Annotated in this window: 13 protein-coding genes and 1 pseudogene; 5 read left to right on the plus strand and 9 right to left on the minus strand. The window is 41.1% G+C overall.

Annotated features, from left to right (window positions below; all coding sequences use genetic code 11):
* Window positions 1–106: 106 nt before the first annotated feature.
* Both HQQ94_RS03180 and HQQ94_RS03185 read left to right on the plus strand, forming a co-directional pair.
* Window positions 107–1858: a HAMP domain-containing sensor histidine kinase gene (locus HQQ94_RS03180; protein ID WP_173293057.1), complete on the plus strand. Its 1752-nt coding sequence runs from the start codon at window positions 107–109 to the stop codon at window positions 1856–1858.
* An 87-nt stretch (window positions 1859–1945) separates the two neighbouring features.
* Window positions 1946–4294 carry a Tex family protein gene (locus tag HQQ94_RS03185; RefSeq protein WP_173293058.1) on the plus strand — a complete coding sequence of 783 codons (2349 nt, stop codon included), beginning with the start codon at window positions 1946–1948 and terminating at the stop codon, window positions 4292–4294.
* A gap of 102 nt (window positions 4295–4396) precedes the next feature.
* On the opposite strand, the gene HQQ94_RS03190 is transcribed toward HQQ94_RS03185, so the two are convergent.
* Window positions 4397–4906: a hypothetical protein gene (locus HQQ94_RS03190; protein WP_173293059.1), complete on the minus strand. Its 510-nt coding sequence runs from the start codon at window positions 4904–4906 to the stop codon at window positions 4397–4399.
* A 64-nt stretch (window positions 4907–4970) separates the two neighbouring features.
* Window positions 4971–5744 (minus strand): pimeloyl-ACP methyl ester esterase BioH, encoded by a 774-nt coding sequence (gene bioH / locus HQQ94_RS03195; RefSeq protein ID WP_173293060.1) that lies wholly within the window; start codon window positions 5742–5744, stop codon window positions 4971–4973.
* Between the two features lie 74 nt (window positions 5745–5818).
* Here bioH and HQQ94_RS03200 point away from each other — a divergent pair, with 74 nt between their 5' ends.
* The gene (locus HQQ94_RS03200) at window positions 5819–6553 is read left to right on the plus strand and encodes a ComF family protein (RefSeq protein ID WP_254303987.1); all 735 of its coding nucleotides are present in this window, start codon (window positions 5819–5821) and stop codon (window positions 6551–6553) included.
* A gap of 212 nt (window positions 6554–6765) precedes the next feature.
* A complete protein-coding gene (nfuA, locus tag HQQ94_RS03205; protein ID WP_173293061.1) occupies window positions 6766–7344 on the plus strand; it encodes a Fe-S biogenesis protein NfuA in 579 nt (192 codons plus the stop codon).
* 69 nt (window positions 7345–7413) lie between these two features.
* Here nfuA and HQQ94_RS03210 read toward each other — a convergent pair whose 3' ends face one another.
* Window positions 7414–8748 (minus strand): MATE family efflux transporter, encoded by a 1335-nt coding sequence (locus HQQ94_RS03210; protein WP_173293062.1) that lies wholly within the window; start codon window positions 8746–8748, stop codon window positions 7414–7416.
* Window positions 8749–8771: 23 nt separating this feature from the next.
* Between HQQ94_RS03210 and HQQ94_RS03215 the strand changes: the two genes are divergently transcribed.
* Entirely contained in the window at window positions 8772–9806 is a 1035-nt protein-coding gene (locus HQQ94_RS03215; RefSeq protein ID WP_173293063.1) for a polysaccharide deacetylase family protein, read from the plus strand.
* Here the strand turns inward: HQQ94_RS03215 and HQQ94_RS03220 are convergent.
* The 6 genes and pseudogenes from HQQ94_RS03220 to HQQ94_RS03240 form a co-directional block, all read right to left on the minus strand.
* Window positions 9803–10840: a chemotaxis response regulator protein-glutamate methylesterase gene (locus HQQ94_RS03220; RefSeq protein WP_173293064.1), complete on the minus strand. Its 1038-nt coding sequence runs from the start codon at window positions 10838–10840 to the stop codon at window positions 9803–9805. The genes HQQ94_RS03215 and HQQ94_RS03220 overlap by 4 nt on opposite strands.
* A gap of 100 nt (window positions 10841–10940) precedes the next feature.
* The gene (locus tag HQQ94_RS03225; RefSeq protein ID WP_173293065.1) at window positions 10941–11768 is read right to left on the minus strand and encodes a protein-glutamate O-methyltransferase CheR; all 828 of its coding nucleotides are present in this window, start codon (window positions 11766–11768) and stop codon (window positions 10941–10943) included.
* Window positions 11769–11807: 39 nt separating this feature from the next.
* The gene (locus tag HQQ94_RS03230; RefSeq protein WP_375335713.1) at window positions 11808–14525 is read right to left on the minus strand and encodes a methyl-accepting chemotaxis protein; all 2718 of its coding nucleotides are present in this window, start codon (window positions 14523–14525) and stop codon (window positions 11808–11810) included.
* Window positions 14520–15416 (minus strand): annotated as a pseudogene (locus HQQ94_RS22450) (CHASE3 domain-containing protein); the annotation flags it as partial. The pseudogene HQQ94_RS22450 and the gene HQQ94_RS03230, both read right to left, overlap by 6 nt.
* A gap of 17 nt (window positions 15417–15433) precedes the next feature.
* Window positions 15434–15982, minus strand: a complete 549-nt coding sequence (locus tag HQQ94_RS03235; protein ID WP_173293067.1) for a chemotaxis protein CheW — start codon at window positions 15980–15982, stop codon at window positions 15434–15436.
* 48 nt (window positions 15983–16030) lie between these two features.
* The gene (locus tag HQQ94_RS03240; protein WP_173293068.1) at window positions 16031–18073 is read right to left on the minus strand and encodes a chemotaxis protein CheA; all 2043 of its coding nucleotides are present in this window, start codon (window positions 18071–18073) and stop codon (window positions 16031–16033) included.
* Between the last annotated feature and the right edge of the window lie 30 nt (window positions 18074–18103).

The raw sequence follows: 18103 nt of genomic DNA on the forward strand, positions 1-18103 counted from the left end.
TGCAAGGGTTGTAGGCGGTGACGTTTAAATAAGTGGATTGATGATGGCGTATGCGGTAAATCGCTCTACAATTAAAAGAGAAATCTTTTAGCGGAGTCCTGAGTGAATGCTAGGTAATATTAATATTTCAACCAAACTATTCACTAGTAGCCTGTTATTTTCTGCAGTAATGGCGTTTATCTTATTGTATATGCTGCTCACTGTTAGAGTGGTCTCACAGAAAGGAGTCGAGCAGCAGAATTTAGTTAAGCTGCAAATAGCAGCGGTTAAGCATCAAGGAGAGATGCAAAAATTGCAGCAAGACGCCCGAGATAAACATCTGCTAGTGAGTGATATTTATCATGAGTTTAGAAACTTACGAGCTTGGTTGCTTGATCTCTCTTTAAGCGGGTTAGATGAAGCAAAAAAGCAAGCTATCGATACTAAGACGATATTAGACCATAAGCTAGAGGAGCTTTCGGGTAGCGATAGGGCTTTGGCGATGAGACTCAGTGAGCAGGTTGAGCATTTTTACCTTGTCATGAATCAGGCTGTGGATTCTTATGTCGCAGGACCCCGTGTTAAAGGCCATTCACTGGTTGGTGAAAGTCGGCTGGTGGTGGAAGGGCTTGAACAAGATTTACTGAAATTCATGAAGGAGAGCGACATGAGTTTTACTGATCTTAATCAGCAGCAGAGTGAAGCAGGGACGGAAGTTATCCGCTCTGGTGAATTAGTGAAAAATGCTGCTGACAAAGTGGCACAAAAAAATGCTGAACTTTTCATTTCATCGTTTGTCTGTTTGTTGCTAATTACTGGGTTTAGTTTTTTTTATAATTTTATGATGCGTCGGGAAATCTGCCAGCCAATTGAGCGGTTTGTGAAGACCGTGGAGCACGTTGAACAGGAATTGGATTTAACCCGTAGATTTGATGTTTGCATTGATGATGAGACTGATACAGATACCGTTGGAACGGCATTTAATCGATTAATGAGAAATTTTGAAAAGAGAGTGAGCGCAAGAACAGCAGAGTTACAGAAGAATAATGAAGAATTGAGTCATATTTTAGATGAGCTGAAATTCACTAAAAATGAATTAATGGCAAAAGAGAAAATGGCTGCCCTTGGAGGCCTTGTGGCCAGTATTACTCATGAAATTAATACCCCATTAGGTGTCTGTTTATCTGCCGCTTCCCATTTAGATGTCACTGTGAATACACTGAATGATAATTATCTCAATGGCGAGTTGACCGAAGATGAATTAAACGTCTATATAAAAGACTTTCTCGATTGCTCCAAGTTATTATTGAGTAATTTAGAGCGGGCAACTAAATTGATTCAAAGTTTTAAAAAGGTCTCTGTAGACCAGTCACATGAAGAGATCCAAGATTTTGACCTTAAAGTATATGTTGATGAAGTCTTCTTTTCGCTGGGTCCACTTCTTTCGCGTACTTCACTTGAATTAAGCTATACCTGCCCTGAATATATAATGATTAGAAGTAATCCTGGCGCCTTTTATCAGATTATCAGTAATCTCTGTAATAATGCTATCCTTCACGCTTTTGATGAGCGCCAGCCTGGAGCGCTCACTCTCGATATTACTCAAACAGACATAGGAGTTGATTTGGTTTTTAAAGATAATGGACGTGGTATGTCTGAAGAGATCAAAGATAAAATATTTGTGCCTTTTTTTACAACCAAGCGCGGGAAAGGTGGCAGTGGTTTAGGAATGAATATTGTTTATAACTTGGTGACGAAAGTCTTAGGTGGCAAGATCCACGTTGAATCTGAGCTAGGTCATGGAACTCAATTTAATATTTCTTTGCCGGGAAGCATTTTGGTGAACGACGAGGTGAATGATAATAAAACGCTCTCTTAGTGTTTAGACTCTAAGATGCTTAATATCAGTGCTTGTGTTATCTTGAGTACCTACTAGTTACTCACTTTAGGCTCGATATAACATCCTATGCAAATGACGCACAATATTGCCCAAATTATCGCTCAAGAACTGAATGTTCGTGAACAACAAGTCACCTCTACCATTGCTTTGCTAGACGATGGTTCAACGGTTCCATTCGTCGCTCGTTACCGTAAGGAAGCTACAGGGGGGCTAGATGACACCCAACTACGAACGTTACATAGTAGATTGAGCTATCTGCGTGATTTGAATGATAGACGTGCAGTTATCTTATCCAGTATTGATATTCAGGGTAAACTGACTCCTGAATTAAAAAAAGCATTGTTTGATGCCAGCAGCAAGACACTCCTAGAAGATCTCTATTTACCTTATAAGCCCAAGCGACGCACTAAAGGACAAATTGCAATAGAAGCAGGTATCGCGCCTTTGGCCGACTTTCTACTGCTTAATCGCCAAACCAATGTAGAACAAGAAGCGGCTAAATTTATCAATGTTGAAGCGAATTTTATCGATATTAAGTCTGTGCTCGATGGTGCACGCTTTATCATAATGGAACGCTTTGCTGAAGATGCTTTATTGTTGCAAAAAGTGAGGGGGCATCTCGGTCAGTATTCAGTGCTTGAAAGTAAAATGGTGAAAGGAAAAGAAAAAGAAGGCGCTAAGTTTAGAGATTATTTCGAGTATTGTGAGCCGATAAATAAAATACCTTCACATCGTGCATTGGCGATATTACGTGGTCGTAATGAGGGTGTCTTGAGTGTCAATCTGAATGCGGACCCCAGTAATGAATCTAAACAAGGTAGCTATTGTGAAGTGATTATTGCAGATCACTTTGCCTTAGATTTAGGTCATAGTGATGTGGACCAGTGGCTGAAAACGGTGGTTACAGCAACATGGCGATTTAAGATTGCTCCGCAAATGGAAACTGAATTTATTAGTAAGATGCGTGAGATGGCAGAATCTGAAGCTATCAAAGTGTTTGCTCGTAACTTAGGTGATTTATTAATGGCAGCCCCTGCGGGAGCTAAGGCGACATTAGGATTAGATCCCGGATTACGAAGTGGCGTGAAAGTCGCCATCGTTAACCATACTGGTCAATTGGTTGCTCATACAACAATTTTCCCACATGCGCCTCAAAATCAGTGGGATAAATCAGTCCGAACTTTGGCAAACTTAGCAAAAATGCATAAAGTGGAGTTGATTGCAGTGGGTAATGGAACGGCCTCGAGAGAGACTGATAAGTTGGCTGCTGAGCTTATTGCTAGCGTAAAAGATGAACTCCCTACAATCACTAAAGTGATGGTGAGTGAGGCGGGCGCGTCGGTGTATTCTGCATCGCAACTGGCGGCGGATGAATTTCCTGAACTGGATGTGTCAATTCGAGGTGCGGTATCTATTGCCCGCCGTTTGCAAGACCCTCTTGCCGAATTGGTGAAGATTGAACCTAAGGCGATCGGTGTTGGTCAGTATCAGCATGACGTCAGTCAGAGTCAGTTATCTTTATCGCTTGAAAGTGTGGTGGAAGATTGCGTTAACAATGTAGGCGTTGATTTGAATATGGCCTCAGCTCCTTTATTAGCTCAAGTGGCTGGGTTAAATAAAACGTTAGCGAGAAACATTGTCACATACCGTGATCAACATGGTGAGTTTAAGGAACGTAAGCAGTTGCTTAGCGTCGCTCGTCTCGGTCCTAAAGCGTATGAACAGGCTGCGGGTTTTTTGCGTATTTATAATGGTGTCAACCCCTTAGATGCGTCATCAGTTCATCCTGAAGCTTATGTGCTGGTTGAGTCGATAGCAAACGCCAAAGCGCAAGCGCTTAATTTCTTAGTCGGCAATACAGCGCTGTTAAAAAGCGTCAATGCCGCTGATTTTATTTCCGATAAATTTGGACTGCCGACGGTCACGGATATTCTGATGGAACTCGATAAACCTGGTCGAGATCCACGTGGTGAGTTTAAAACCGCCATATTTAAAGAAGGTATAGAGCAAGTTAACGACTTAAAACCAGAGATGGTTTTAGAAGGGGTTGTGACCAATGTGACTAATTTCGGCGCCTTTGTCGATGTCGGCGTTCATCAAGATGGTTTAGTGCATATTTCATCTTTGACAGATAAATTTGTGAGTGATCCTCATACTGTTGTGAAGGCTGGTGATGTGGTTAAAGTCAAAGTGATGGAGATTGATATTGAGCGAAAACGCATTGCGCTTAGCATGCGTCTAGATGAGAAAATAGGTGAAAAAATGGTGAGTCGCCCAAGCGCTAAAGTAGCCGGCAATCGACCTAATCAAAATGGAGCCAGTAAAGCTCAGAATCGTTCGAGACAGAAGGTTGAGCCTGCTAATGCGGCTATGGGGAATGCGTTCGCCGATGCATTTGCCAAGTTTAAAAAATAGCAGATGTGATTACGTACTGATTGACTAAGATGTACCGAAGTGTGTATTAGCTTCGGTACTTTTATTCCTGAATATGCTTATTTTTATTAGCGATTTTTCATTTTAAATTAGCGTAGAAATAGCAGCTTGTTGTTTAGGTTCTGTTTGCTGGTAATAAAAACTCTCTATGTGTTGAGCAAAGGCTTGGTAAATCTCTGGAGATTGAGCCAATGTGATATCTTGTGTCTTTTTTTGATGGTTATTTTTTACAATATTTATTTCATTTTCATTGTGTTGAGTATGCACATCTCGTCTTTTTAATGCTGGCTTGTTTCTCATTAACTCGTTTGTTTTTGGAGCGATCAACTGATTCGTTTGTTGTTGGTGGGTATTTTGCTCTTTTTGCCCACTTCTTTGTTGATTTCCCTGACCTTTCTCATTAAGTCTGGCAAGTACATCAGCCTGTTGTGCAGTGCGTTCATGTTGTGGATTAAAGGCACGTTCATTGTGTCCTTTAGTGAGTTCTTGGGGTGGCAGTATTGGCGGTCTTTGCTGGTTATCTGTGCGCGCAGCATCAGTTGCAACATTGGTTGTCGCTATGGGCACATTGGGATAATTTGTGACGACCAGCATAATATACCTCTCTAGCCTATGGTTAAATAATAACCGTATTCGTGCTAAAAATAAAGCGATTATTCTAGTCAGTAAAATTATTGAGCCAATTAGTAAGGCCGATAAGGAATTCGTCTTTGTGTGATAAGAAGGGAGCGTGTGATGCATTGTGAAGTAGCAGGTCTTGATGTTGTTGATTTTTAGGTATTAATGGGTGAACGTGCCTAGGGACGAGTCCATCTAAACGCCCCCATATTCTTAACCAAGGCTGCTCTATTTGTGAGATCTGGGATCTAAGGTCAACGCTTGCTAGCATCTCAAGGCCTTGTATTAAAGCTGAGTTTTTAGGTAAAGGTCTTGAAAGGACAAGTTCCTTTAGTTGCCGTATGTCTTCTTTTGCAGTCGAGCTCCCCATGGCTTGTATAGCAAGAAATCGCTCGATTGTTTTACCTGTATTTTTTTGTAGTTGAAGAGAAAAACTGGACAATACGGTAGGGAAGATCCCTGGCCAAAATTCATCTTCACGAGCCATAAAGCAAGGTGATGAAGCAATGGTCACTAACCCCGTAACCCGTTGTGGAAATCTTAATGCGGCTTTCGTTGCCACCAAACCTCCCAGCGACCATCCTATCCAAATTGCTTTATTGGGTAATTGATTAACGATGGCATCAACCCATGTATCTAGATCACCATCAATCGCTTCGCTATGACCGAAACCGGGCAGGTCAACATAGTGAACCCTATACTGAGATAAGGATGAATGTAATTGAGTGAACACTGAGCTATTCATTCCCCAGCCATGGAGTATGACTATTTCTTGGCCTTCACCAATAGATTCTACGTGCAGGGTTGAATGCATAGGGTTAGCTTCTTAGTGCTCTAGTCATAGTGAATACTAGTTGGAACATATCATAAAAAAGGGGCTTAATGCTTATGAAGCCGTCATTGGTTGTTGGTAAGATAATGCAATTGATCTCTGCTAGTTTACCTAATAGATGCCTGATGTGCCACCAAAGCATCGCTCTTCCCGCTAGAGGTCTTTGCCATGTTTGCCTAGATAGCGGCTTATATCATCAACCTATCTGTCAAGGTTGTGGTTGTGCTATGCAAGTTCAATGTATATTTTGTGGCCGATGCTTACTAAAGCAACCTATCGCGGTGATCGCTCCATGTAGTTATCATCAAGGTCTAGGGGAATGGATAGGGTTAATCAAATATCAGGCCCAATTTGCTGCGCTACCCGTTTTGTCTCAGGCGTTAGTTAATCGTGTTTGTGAATTAGAATCTTTGGGCTTGTTGCGACTTCCTCAAGTACTTGTTCCTGTGCCATTGCATATTAATCGTCAGAGAAAGCGTGGGTTTAATCAGGCGTGGTTGATTGCTGATTCTATTTACCAGCAGTTGAATATTCCGATAGCAGTTCAAGGGCTAGAACGTGTTTTAGATACCGAGTCCCAAGCGGGGCTTACGGGTCAGCAGAGGCGTATGAATTTATCTGGTGCATTTAGACTAGCAGATAGTTTTCCGTATCAGAGGATCGCATTAATTGATGATGTAGTGACGACGGGAACGACGGTAAACGAAATTGCAACGATGTTTAAAAAGTTAAATATTCATGTGCAGGTCTGGTGTTTAGCCAGAGCTGAGGCACCAGGACTTTTGGATTAGTTTTGTTAATTTTCATTTCATTGTGTGCTTTTGCTACTATTTACTATGTTTATAACTAATCATGTTTTCCTATTAAAATTAAGCTATTGCTAAATTATTCGAATAAAAAAGCAAACCAATTTGATTGAGGGCTACAAAGCTGAACTCAGTCGGAGTATCATAGAGCTAATCCATACTAAATTACTCAAGTTTTACCTGAGGGAGCCGTCTTAATGATCACTATTTCCGATACCGCTCAGGCTCATTTTGTTACCTTGTTAGCAGATCAGCCCGACGGAACTCATATTCGTGTCTTTGTAATTAGCCCAGGCACAGCGACTGCTGAGTGTGGTGTTTCTTATTGTCCGCCGGATGCTGTTGAAGCAGATGATATGGAATTCGAATTTAATGGCTTTAATGCTATGGTCGATGGAAAATCAGCGCCGTTTCTTGAAGACGCTACGATTGATTTTGTCACTGATCAGTTAGGTTCACAATTAACGCTTAAAGCGCCGAATGCTAAGATGCGTAAGGTGTCTAGCGATGCGTCATTAAATGAGCGCATTGAGTATGTCATTCAGTCAGAAATCAACCCTCAGTTAGCCAGTCATGGTGGTAACATTGTCCTGATTGAAGTGACTGAAGAAGGTGTTGCAGTACTTCAATTTGGTGGCGGTTGTAATGGTTGCTCTATGGTTGATGTGACGTTGAAAGATGGAATTGAAAAACAGCTGCTTGATTTGTTTCCTGGTGAGTTAACAGGTGTTAAAGATGTGACAGAGCATCAAGCTGGTGATCATTCATACCAGTAAGTAAACATCAATAAAAAAGCGAGTCATTGCTGAGATCGAGCAATGACTCGCTTTTTTATGTTTGGTATATCAAATGATTTTACTCAGTTTATATTTGTAGTGGAGAGTGAGTGTTAAGCTTCGTGCTAACATGAACGCGCTCATCGATGCCCATAAGGCGTGATTACCTTGTTCTTGCAATAGGAACCATGTAGGGAAAAAGACACCGAAAGTTGAGATTATCATACTGTTTCTCATTACTTTTCCCTTCGCAGCACCAATATAAACCCCGTCGAAAAGATAAGAGCCAAAAGAGAGTAAAGGCAGTAGCACAATCCAAAAAAGAAATTCATCAGCGGCAATTCTGACATCTTCTATGTTGGTGAGCATACTAATGATGTTTTTTCCGAAAAATGCAAACAGCAGAGTGAATAAGATCGCAGATATTGCGGACCATAACCAAGCTAATATGACGCTTTCTTGCATTAATATTTTGTTCTTTTGACCATAAGCTCTGCCGACTTCAGCTTCTGCATAGTAGGCAATACCGTCCAAAGCATAAGAAATGAGCAATAATAAATTGAGTAAAACAGCGTTCGCTGCCACCGTGTTATCGCCTAAGCCAGCACCTTTAAAAGTCATAAAGGCAAATGAGAGTTGCAGACATAAGCTGCGGATAAATATATCAGTATTTAGGCTTAATAATCGGCGATAACTACTAATGTCCAACGTTTTATAAAGACGAGAAAAGTCAAAATCCCCAGTGTGTTTAATTTGCTGGTAAACCATCGTTAATGCAACAGTAAAACCAGCTATGTCAGCCAGCACTGAAGCGAAAGCAGCCCCTTTGACGCCCCACCCTAGCCCTAAAACAAATAATAGGTCTAGTCCGATATTAGCCAGATTTGCAACGATAAGTTGCCACATAGCGGCTTTAGGCTTTTGCCTACCGAGTAACCAACCTAAGAACACAAGATTGAGTAACGCAAAAGGAGTCGACCAGATTCTTATGTTAAAATATTGACGACAATAGTGTTCAACTTCTGTACTAGCATCTGTGAACAATAACACGCTATTAAGAATCGGGAGTTGCAGTATTACCGTACTTAGCCCTAAAATAAGCGCTAGAGTGCTAGCTTGAAGTAAGAGTTTATATTGGTTTTGTATATTCCCAGCACCATAGGATTGAGCAACTAAGCCTGTTGTGGCCATCCTGAGAAAACCAAACATCCATAATAGTAGTGTTATTATGGTAGATCCAACGGCTACGCCGCCTAAATAGTAGGCGTTACTTAAATGGCCCACCACTGCAGTGTCTACCAGTCCTAATAATGGAACGGTGATATTAGACAATATCACAGGTAGAGCGAGTGTTAACAATTGTCTGTTTTTCTGTTTATTTAATAGAAGTTCAGCTGGAGTCATATTATCTCGAGGTTTAACATTTTATGTTTAAAAGCATGTTAGTTGTTTTGCTTGTTATGATTGGTTTTTCGACGCAGGCTGCGGTGATTTTACAGTATCACCATGTTTCAGCATCGACGCCAGCCATTACCAGTGTGACCCCTGCACAATTTCGTGAACAAATGCAGTACTTGGCTGAGCATGATTTTATTGTTAAACCACTGTCACAGGTGGTACATGCAATAAAGAATCATCAGGAAATAGCACCGAAAACCGTTGTTATTACTTTCGATGATGGTTATCGCAGTATCGCTAAAACAGCCCATCCTATTTTAAAGGAATATGGTTTTCCCTACACGTTATTTGTCTCTATTGAACCTATTAAGGCAAAATATCATGAAATGATGAACTGGGATGAGCTTATGGCACTTGCCAAAGAAGGCGCCGAAATCGCTAATCATAGTTGGGGTCATGAGCACTTAATTCGTAAACTTGAAGGCGAGTCACAAGTGCAATGGCTTGAAAGAATAGAGGATAATATCTTAAAAACAGAAGCTGAGATAACCTTAGTCACTGGGCAAAATCATAAGATGCTAGCTTATCCTTATGGTGAGTATAATCAGGCGATAGAGTCTATGTTAGAGCGAAATGGCTTTATTGGTTTAGGTCAGCAATCAGGTGCCGCCGGCCATTTTTCGTCACTCACTGCCTTACCTCGATTTCCTGTTGCTGGAGTGTATGCTGATTTAGAAAGTTTGAAAGTGAAACTAGATAGTTTAAATATGCCCGTTTTATCGCAAAATATCAGTGATCCTGAGTTAGCAAAAGGTCATTGGAGACCTGAATTGAAAGTGACACTGGATATTAGTGATATCTATCCTCATCAAATGATGTGCTATGTACAAGGGCAAGGAGCTAAAGCGCCTCTTTGGCTTAGTGGTAATGAATTTAGCATACGTGCAGAGTTAGATCTTCCTGTCGGTAGATCTCGCTATAATTGTACTGTACCCAGTAAAAGCAAAGCAGGTTATTATTGGTTTTCACAAGCATGGGTTAGAAGTTTAGGTGACAATTTTTAGTGTTTCTTTTTCACTTTTAATAAAGAGAGGATCTTTGGTGGGATCCTATCAATATGTAACACCTCACTGCTGGCGTTAATTTCGACGGCAGCCCCTGGCATCCCCCAAACGACAGAGCTTGCTTCATCTTGCGCTAGGGTAAATGAGCCTTGGTTTTTCATATTGAGTAAACCTTTGGCGCCATCTTTACCCATTCCTGTTAGTATAATCCCTAAGGCCGCTTTTCCTACTGAGTGTGCCACACTGTCGAACAGGACATCTACAGAGGGTTTGTGGCGGTTGACAGGTTCGCTATCTAATAGTTTGGTATAAAGAGACATGCCTTTTTTTTCAACAATTAAGTGCGCATCACCAGGGGCCAAATACGCGGTACCATATTTTAACTGCTCTCCTCCTTTAGCCTCTATAACGGTCATACCGGCATTATTATTAAGACGTTTGGCAAATGAGGCACTGAATGCGGCTGGAATATGTTGAGCGATAACAATAGGTGGGAGATCAGTTGGGAGTTGGCATATCACGCGTTGAATGGCTTCGGTTCCACCTGTAGATGCGCCAATAGCGATGATTTGATTCTGTAAATATGACATTTTATCTTTAGCCTGTATAGGCTTAGGTATTGATGTATATGGTCGTATTTTACTTTTGAATGCAAAGCGAATTTTATCAATGAGCTCTTCTCGGTAGTCCATTAACTTATTGGTCAAATCTGATTTTGGCTTCAAAATAAAATCAACAGCTCCAATAGCAAGAGCCTCAAGCGTTACCGCAGCCCCTTTTTCTGTGAGCGTGGATATCATAATGACGGGCATAGGTTTTAATTTCATTAGATTTCTAAGAAACGCAATACCATCCATTTTCGGCATCTCTATGTCCAGAGTGAGTACATCGGGATGTAGCTTTTTTATTAGTTCTCTTGCTTCGTAAGGATCTTCAGCGCTGCCAACGACTTGTATATCTGCTGTATCACTGAGTAGATGAGTCAGTAATTGCCTGACCAAGGGTGAATCATCAACGATCAAGACTTTTATCATAATAGTTTCCTTTTTAGGAGCATGCTGCGATGATGACGACCAAATAGAATGTCATTCTGGTGTAAGTTCAATGAATGCATAACATCTATAGATGGTTTACCTAACCTTTGGGTTTTGTTAATTTTTGACCGCCATGCCCTAAAGGCCTATAGATGGTTTGACCTATCAGATCGAATTCTTCAGAAATATTCATTAACGTTTCAGAATGTCCGATAAATAGATAGCCATGTGGACTTAGCATTTTCCTGAATTTTGCAATAATTTTTTTCTTGGTTTCATTATCAAAATAAATCAGTACGTTTCGACAAAATATAATATCGAATGGGCCTGTCATTGGCCACTTTTCGAGTAAATTAAGCTGTTTGAAATGGATCATTTTTTGGATATTTGATCGCATCTGTATATGTTGATTGTCAGGCGTGTGGCTGACATACTTTTCAGTATAACGGTCAGGCAAATTAGTGACTGAGTCACATGAATAGGTGCCGGCAGCGGCTTTTTGCAGTACATTGGTGTCTAAATCAGTCGCTAAAATTTTAAGATCCGATTTTGTTGACGGAAAATGCTTTTCCAGTGTCATGGCGATGCTATAAGGCTCCTCTCCTGTAGAGCATGCTGATGACCAGATCCTAAGTCGATTTTTATTTTCTTTTTTCCATTGAGGGACGATAACCTGTTCAAGATAGCTAAAATGGTGCTCCTCCCTAAAAAATGCTGTTAAGTTCGTTGTCAGGGCATTAATGAAATTCATGCGTTCATCAGGCGTATTAGAAACGTATGAGCAATACTGAGCAAAATTTGTTAACTTCAGTTGGCGTAGCCGGCGACTAAGCCTTGAGTACACCATGTGCTTTTTTCTTTCTGGCAGCACAATGCCAGTGTTTTCGTAGGCAAGACTTCGAATAAATTCGAAATCTGCCTGCGTCATAGAAAACTCCTTTTCGTCTATGATTTCCAATTGACTCTCCTAAAATTCATTCCATTCTTCGTCACTAATGTTTAATGTTCCGTGAGAGTCACCAGAGACTAAAGCTAAGGGGGCGGAAGAGAGTCCTGAACTAGCTTGCTCTTTGGCTTGAAAGAAGCTCAGTTGACTCTTCATATTCCTTGCTTGTTCAGCCATCGCATCACCTGCTGCTGACACTTGCTCTACTAGCGCAGCATTTTGTTGGGTCATTTCATCCATCTGAGATATTGCCTTGTTTACTTCCTGTATTCCAGCTGATTGCTGGTCAGATGCGATGCTTATTTGGCTTATCATATCGGCAACTTTAGTGACTGCTTGTACTATATCTTGAAGTGTTTCTCCTGATTGATTCACCAGTTGAGTGCCATCAGTGACCTTGCCCACACTGTCGCGTATCAGTTCTTTAATCTCTTTAGCAGCTCCAGCACTACGTTGGGCAAGATTACGAACCTCTCCTGCAACAACGGCGAAGCCTCGTCCCTGTTCCCCAGCTCTTGCAGCTTCTACTGCAGCATTAAGTGCGAGTAAATTAGTTTGGAATGCGATTTCGTCGATGACTCCAATGATATCCGAGATACGTTTACTGGAATCGTTAATGGCTTCCATTGCTGTCACGGCTTGATCAACGACTTTACCACCATGTTCAGCTTTAGTGTTTGCCTCTTGCGCTAATCCATTGGCTAACGTGGCATTTTGGGCACTTTGGGTCACAGTGGCTGTCATCTCCTCCATGCTTGATGCTGTCTCCTCAAGTGAAGCTGCTTGTTCTTCTGTTCGTTGACTGAGATCTGAGTTACCCTGAGCTATTTCTTCAGCACCTGATGTCACTGTATTGGCAGATTCGTTGATGCCACCAATGACTTCAGTTAATCGTGATGCCGTTGCGTTCGCATCTGTTTGTAGTTTTTTGAATTGACCTTCATATTCTCCGTTTATTTGGCGGGTTAAATCGCCCTTAGCCAGTCCGTCAAACATATTGACCACATCAGAAATTACATCGTCAGCTATGCCCACTAAGCGGTTTAATCCGTTCGATAAATTAAGGAAAAATCCTTCTTTACCTTCAGTCGTAATGCGATGGCTAAGATCGCCTGCAGAAGCCGATGAAATAATGGTATCAATTTCTTGTTCAATGGCGACCTCTGCTGTGCGATCACTCCACTCAACCACAGTACCTATTCTGGTGCCATCCGCTTCTCTAATTGGATTGGCAACAATTTTGAAAGTGCGACCGCCAACATTTAATTGACTTGAAAAGGTACTGGTTAAATTACCCAGTAGATTACGTTGATGGCTAGGGTTTTTGTGGAAACCATCAATGTTCGTGCCGATTAGGGTGTTAGAGTTGAAGCTGGGTAAGTCATTAATGATGTCAGATTGTGCATTTCTAAACATGGCCGATGCTGCTTCATTCATATAAATAATGTTGAGATCAGCATCTGCCACCATGGTATTAGCTGATACGTTATCGAGCGCCTGTTTAATGCGTGAATTTTCTGCCGATACTTTTTGCTCTTCAGCCTCTTTGGCAAGCTGAGCGGTCATATCTTGCCACTCTACTACTGTCCCCGTCCGGTTTCCATTATCGAACACTGGTGTGGCAATTAAACCAAAGGTGAGACCTGAAACGACAATTTTGGTTTCATAGGTGTTGGTTAGCTTGTCTAACATGCCTCTTTGGTGAGCTGGGTTTTGATGGAAAATATCAATGTTAGTGCCCATTAATGTGGACATATCGAATTTAGTTAAACTTTCTTGTAATTTTCGCTCATTTTCACCTAGCATGCCTTTGAGTGATTCGTTGAAGTAAATGATATTATAATTGGCATCAGCCATCATTACATTGGCTTTACATACATCCAGAGCTTGTTTAATACGGTTAGTATCTGCAGCTAATTGCTGCTCTTGTGCTTCTTTAGCGAGCAGGACGGTCATGTCTTGCCATTCGACCACTGTCCCTGTCCGCTTCCCATTATCGAATACTGGCGTGGCAATTAAACCAAAGGTGAGGCCTGAAACGACAATTTTTGTCTCATAAGTATTGGTCAGTTTGTTGAGCATGCCTCTTTGATGTGCAGGGTTTTTATGGAAAATATCAATATTGGTACCCATTAGAGTCGACATACTGAATTTAGTTAAACTTTCTTGCAGCTTGCGCTCATTTTCACCCAGCATCTCTTTAAGAGAGTCGTTGAAATAGATAATATTATAGTCAGCATCGGCCATCATCACGTTGGCCTTACATACATCCAGAGCTTGTTTTATGCGGTTGGTATCTGCAGCGACTTGTTGCTCTTGTGCTTCTTTAGCGAGCAGGACGGTCATATCTTGCCATTCAACCACTGTCCCTGTTCGCTTTCCATTATCGAATACTGGTGTGGCTATCAAACCAAAAGTGAGACCTGAGACCACAATTTGTGTTTCATAGGTGCTGGTGAGTTTATCCAGCATGCCTCTTTGATGAGCTGGATTTTTATGGAAAATATCGATATTGGTACCCATTAGGGTCGACATATCAAACTTAGTTAAACTTTCTTGCAGTTTACGCTCATTTTTGCCGAGCATGCCTTTGAGTGATTCGTTGAAGTAGATAATATTATAGTCAGCATCAGCCATCATGACGTTGGCTTGACACACATCCAAGGCTTGTTTAATTCGTAGGTTCTCACTCAAGGTTTCTGCAGCTGTGACTTGCTGTGTTTGAACCGTTTCCATCAACAGATTCGCGGCCGATTTTATTTTATGAAAATCCCCTTTTAAATTCGTGGTAATTCTTTGATTTTGATCTCCGCTAGAAAAGGCACCCATAGTTTCATTAATTGAATTTAGTGCATTTTGTGCCTCATTTACCAAGGCATCAAACGCTTTTGCAGCTTGACCAAATTCCTCAGTTGATTTCACATTCAAACGAATAGAGAAATCACTGTCCTGTTCAACACGACTCATGTTCTCGATTAAATTATTAAGCGGTTTAGTAACGGATTTTGTCGTAATCATAGCAGTGAAAGAGCCTAAAATAACGGCTAAAATACTACCAAAAATTGTCACTAAATCAGTGAAGTCTGCGATGGATTGTTTCTCCTTTGCACGTACCAAGATCAAACCAGATTCCACTGCAACAAAGTCATTTAAAATTGACCGCATTTCACCCATATATTGTTTGCCAATTCCTCTTTGAATAAATTCAGTGACTTCACTTTGGTCGAATCTTTTTCTTAAATTGATGGCCTCTTGCACATGTTGTAGTATCCACGTGCGCTGAATTTTTTCAACTTCAGTAATTCTCGACACTTGAGCTGGTTCATCAGCCACCATCTCTTTAGCTTGTTTAATTAATTCAGCAAAGTCCTTTTTACCTTGTTCGAAAGGTTCCAAAAATTCATTTTCACCAGTAACAAGATACCCTCGAAATTCTGTTTCCATGTTAACCAATGACAGGGTGATTGAATCACCAATATCAATCGCATCATAAGTGTGGGTTACCAATTTACTGCTAACCAAAAGCTTGACTAAACTTCCGTGAACTACGGCAGCAATGGCCAGCATGAATACTAACGGAATTGCAAACCCTATAGCCAATTTCCATTTCAACTTTAAATTATTAAACATACGGTTCTCACTTTATATTATCCGTTGATGACCTGTTTATCGGCATCAAGATTATGCACCAACTGCGAAAGTTGCTCTGCTTCAGGCAAGGTTTCACTACCGAGAAGTTTATTAATATCTAATAGGATCACCATTTTATCTTCTGCGTTCGTTAATCCTTTTATGAACCCTAAATCGGTATCATCACCAAAATCTGGTGCACTACGAACATCATTGTGATTAACACTAAAAACATCAGATACCGCATCGACAACAATGCCAATGACCTTGTGATCACTGGCAATCGCGACTTTGACTACAATCACAACCGTCGTTGCGCCATATTCTAAGGTTTCAATACCAAATCTTTGCCTTAAATCTATAATGGGAACAATAGTCCCCCTGAGGTTAATGACACCTTTAACGTGACAGGGAGAATTGGGGATAATGGTGGTGGGTTCCCAGCCTCTTATTTCCTGCACCGAAAGAATATCGACCCCATACTCTTCACTTGCCATAATGAAAGTAAGATATTGTTCACTGGTGTCTTCGGCATTAGCTTGTTCTTGTTGGGTTATTTGTGTCATATCTCAAGCTCCGTCGTTCCTTGTAGGTGAGTAACATTCTATTCAGCGCTAAGCCGCATGCTCTTTCATATTGGTAATACCTGCTAAATTGACTAACCCTGTAATATCAATAATAAGCGCAACTGTACCATCACCTAAGATAGTTGCTCCTGACACTCCATGTACTTTACTGTAGTTGTCTTCTAGGCTTTTTATGACAACTTGTTGTTGTGAAAGGAGTTCATCGACAAGTAAACCTACTTTTTCATTATTAGCGTCAACGACCATGATAAGGCCATCTTTAATTTCTTTCGCATCAGCCTCGTGGCCGAATTCTTGAAATACTTTTATGACAGGAAGGTACTCGTCCCTGAGTCTTATCAGCTCATGATCCACGCTGATACGATTAATACGCTGCTCTTCAACTTGTAAGGATTCATGTATCGATACTAAAGGAACAATATAGGTATGTTTACCGACTCGGACTAATTGTCCATCAAGTATTGCTAAGGTTAGTGGTAAACGAATGGTGAAGCGGCTGCCTTTATCTTTGATTGATGTTAGCTCAATTGAACCGTTCAGTTCATTAATGTTTCGACGGACAACATCCATGCCTACTCCACGACCTGATAGATCTGACACCGTTTCAACCGTTGAAAAGCCAGCTTTAAAGATGAGCTGATGAATGGCATCTTCACTCAGTTCTTCCTCTTCTGAAATCAGTCCTTTATCTATTGCTTTTTTACGGATTAGATGGGTATCTAATCCTGCGCCATCATCGATTATTTCAATAATAATATTGCCACCTTGGTGGAAAGCATTAAGAGTGATGTTACCGATTTCAGGTTTGCCTTTACTGAGCCTTACTTCAGAGGATTCAAGACCGTGATCTAACGAGTTTCTAACGAGATGGACCAAAGGATCGACAATTTTTTCCATGACGGTTTTGTCTAGTTCAGTTTCTTCACCTTTAAGGGTCAATTCGACTTTTTTACCTAATTGTTGGCCTATATCCCGTACAAGTCTTGGAAAACGATTGAAGGCGAAGCTAATTGGGAGCATACGGATCTGCATGACGCTTTCCTGCAGATCTCGAGTGTGGGATGCAAGTTGTTCTAGCCCTTGCTTCATGGCGAGTAAGGACTCACCCTCTATTCTGTCTTGTTGGCCGATTTGACCGAGCATTGCTTGGGTGATAACGAGTTCCCCCACCATATTGATTAGTACATCAATTTTTTCAATACCGACCCGTATAGAGCCGCCTTCAGGCGCTTTATTCTGGGTGACAGCTTTGGTTTTATCTCCGCTATTTTGTTGATTTAAGCTTGCTTTTTGAACCGCAATGTCTGGACTGTCAGCGACTGAACTTGGCTCTTTTAGGGTTAAGTTAGTTTCACGGTGATAACTGATCGTGCATTCATCTTCTACCCACTCAAATACTTCTTTTATTCGATCTAAAGACTGTTCAGTGACAAAAGTTAGTTGCCAATTTAAGTAGCAAGCTTCCGGATCCATTACCGTTAGTTCAGGCAAGGTCGATTCGACTAAAGTTACGCTGAGTTCACCCAGTTGCCTTAATTCATTAAACATTAAGTTAGGGTCGTTACCACACCGTAAGATGTCGATCCCAGGTTGGAAGTCTATGGTCCAGGTTGCCATTAGGTCTGAATTTTCGTTAGCAACTTCTTCTGCGGTGCTATCTTCTTGGGTTTCAGTGCTCGATCCAACAGCGAGTGCGGCTGTAAATCGAATTTCTAAGTGTGCTAATAGAGGATCTTCAAAATCCACTTTTCGCATTAATGCATCTATCATGTTACGTAATAAATCAACCGATAACAGCAGCATATCTTGGTGATCAGTAGTCATCTGTCGACGGCCATCTCTGATCTCATCAAGCAGGGTTTCTAATAAATGTGTATAATCTGCGACTTGTGAGAATCCGAAAGTAGCACTTCCGCCTTTAATAGAATGCGCGGCTCTAAAAATGGTATTGATAGCTTCATCGTCTGGCTCATTAACATCGAGCTTTAACAGCTCTGACTCCATGCTTTCAAGACCTTCTAGACTCTCTTCAAAAAATACCTGACTAAATTGACTGAGATCGATTTCCATATTTTATTGCCGCCATAGATCTGTTAATTG

Source organism: Shewanella sp. VB17 (assembly GCF_013248905.1).
Taxonomy (GTDB): Bacteria; Pseudomonadota; Gammaproteobacteria; order Enterobacterales; family Shewanellaceae; genus Shewanella.

What these genes read in the sequence shown, in the direction of transcription:
- HQQ94_RS03185 (WP_173293058.1), top strand. Translation starts at nt 1,946, where the DNA reads ATGCAAATGACGCACAATATTGCCCAAATTATCGCTCAAGAACTGAAT.
- HQQ94_RS03220 (WP_173293064.1), bottom strand. Translation starts at nt 10,840, where the DNA reads ATGATAAAAGTCTTGATCGTTGATGATTCACCCTTGGTCAGGCAATTA.
- bioH (WP_173293060.1), bottom strand. Translation starts at nt 5,744, where the DNA reads ATGCATTCAACCCTGCACGTAGAATCTATTGGTGAAGGCCAAGAAATA.
- HQQ94_RS03200 (WP_254303987.1), top strand. Translation starts at nt 5,819, where the DNA reads ATGAAGCCGTCATTGGTTGTTGGTAAGATAATGCAATTGATCTCTGCT.
- HQQ94_RS03190 (WP_173293059.1), bottom strand. Translation starts at nt 4,906, where the DNA reads ATGCTGGTCGTCACAAATTATCCCAATGTGCCCATAGCGACAACCAAT.
- HQQ94_RS03240 (WP_173293068.1), bottom strand. Translation starts at nt 18,073, where the DNA reads ATGGAAATCGATCTCAGTCAATTTAGTCAGGTATTTTTTGAAGAGAGT.
- nfuA (WP_173293061.1), top strand. Translation starts at nt 6,766, where the DNA reads ATGATCACTATTTCCGATACCGCTCAGGCTCATTTTGTTACCTTGTTA.
- HQQ94_RS03210 (WP_173293062.1), bottom strand. Translation starts at nt 8,748, where the DNA reads ATGACTCCAGCTGAACTTCTATTAAATAAACAGAAAAACAGACAATTG.
- HQQ94_RS03235 (WP_173293067.1), bottom strand. Translation starts at nt 15,982, where the DNA reads ATGACACAAATAACCCAACAAGAACAAGCTAATGCCGAAGACACCAGT.
- HQQ94_RS03225 (WP_173293065.1), bottom strand. Translation starts at nt 11,768, where the DNA reads ATGACGCAGGCAGATTTCGAATTTATTCGAAGTCTTGCCTACGAAAAC.
- HQQ94_RS03180 (WP_173293057.1), top strand. Translation starts at nt 107, where the DNA reads ATGCTAGGTAATATTAATATTTCAACCAAACTATTCACTAGTAGCCTG.
- HQQ94_RS03215 (WP_173293063.1), top strand. Translation starts at nt 8,772, where the DNA reads ATGTTTAAAAGCATGTTAGTTGTTTTGCTTGTTATGATTGGTTTTTCG.